The organism is Streptomyces sp. 13-12-16, assembly GCF_002114215.1.
GTDB lineage: Bacteria > Actinomycetota > Actinomycetes > Streptomycetales > Streptomycetaceae > Streptomyces.
Window position 1 is genome coordinate 1 of sequence record NZ_NCTE01000124.1, and the last position, 1,537, is coordinate 1,537.

Annotated in this window: 1 protein-coding gene; it reads left to right on the forward strand. The window is 69.4% G+C overall.

All coding sequences use genetic code 11. The features are described 5' to 3' along the window. On the forward strand, nt 1–1,247 hold a 1,247-nt coding region (locus B7767_RS05875; RefSeq protein ID WP_085571188.1), incomplete at its 5' end, for an LCP family protein. Nucleotides 1,248–1,537: the final 290 nt, after the last annotated feature.

The following is a 1,537-nucleotide window of genomic DNA, read 5'->3' on the forward strand; positions in this document are numbered from 1 at the left end:
GTGCGGGCAACGAGGGCTACGGCGACAAGGGCAGCGAGGGCCACGCGGACACCACGATCCTGCTGCACGTCTCCAAGGACCGCTCCAACGCGACCGCGCTCAGCATCCCCCGCGACCTGATCGTCGACATCCCCGACTGCCCCACCACGCAGGAGGACGGGACGGAGAAGGTCATCCCCGGCTCCACCGGCGCCCGCTTCAACACCAGCCTCGGCCAGGACGGCCGTACGCCCAGCTGCACCATGCGGACCGTCACGGAACTGACCGGTGTCACCCCCGACAACTTCATGGTGGCCGACTTCAACGCGGTCAAGACGCTGACCACGGCCGTCGACGGGGTCGAGGTGTGCCTGGCGAAGGACATCGACGACCCGGACTCGCATCTGAAGCTGTCGGCCGGCAAGCACACCATCGAGGGCGAGCAGGCGCTGGCCTTCGTGCGCACCCGGCACTCGGTGGGCTTCGGCGGCGACCTGAGCCGCATCGAGATCCAGCAGCAGTTCCTCAGCTCGCTGATGCGCAAGCTGAAGTCCAACGACACGCTCACCAGCCCGTCCAAGATGCTGAAGCTCGCCGAGGCCGGCACCGAGGCGCTGACCGTCGACTCCCAACTGGACAGCATCGGCAAGCTGAAGGACCTCGGTCTGGAGCTGGGCAAGCTCAACACCAAGAACCTGACCTTCACCACGGTGCCGGTGGACGACAACCCCGCCGAGAAGGTCAAGGCGACGGTCGTCCTCAGGGAGGCGCCCGCCCGGCAGGTCTTCGACATGATCAGGAACGACGTCTCCTTCACCGAGGTCAAGAAGAAGGAGAAGAAGGAGGCCGCCGCGGTCGCCGCCCGCCTCAAGGGCACCAAGTCCGACCCCGGCGAGGTCCGCGTCCGCATCCTCAACGGCGGCGCCCCCTCGGGCAGCGCCCAGCTCGAACTCGACTACCTCCAGACCGAAGCAGGCGTCACCAAGTCCGAGAACGCCGGCAACGCCCCCGAGGAACTCAAGAAGACCACCCTCGAATACGCCCCCGACCAGGCCGACCAGGCCCGCCGCCTCGCCGACATCCTCGGCCTGTCCGGATCCGCCATGAAACCCGGCGAAAGCGTCACCAACTCCCAGGGCCTGCCCACCATGACCCTCACCCTCGGCAAGGACTTCAAGGGCGCCGGAGTCAAACTCGACGCCACCTCCGGCAAGACCCCGGAGGGGGTCCGGAAGGCCACGGCCGACAAGGTCGAGTGCGCCGAGTGACCTGACGGTCCCGTCACGCGTCCTACAGAACGGCCCCGTCACGGCCGGAAGGACAACCGATCCACCGGCACGGTCGTACGGCCATGGAGGGGCGGTGCGTGTCCGACCGTGCGCAGGAGCCGCGCGCGGGGGCACGTTCGCGGGAGCGAGGGCGGGGAGAAGGACATGACACACAGCGGTGTGCGGGGAGAGGGAGCGCGACCGGACGCGGCCCGGTCCGCCGGGGACGGCGCTGCCGAGCGGGACGGCCCCGGCACGAACGGCGCGGGCGGCGGACGGCGCGGCCACGG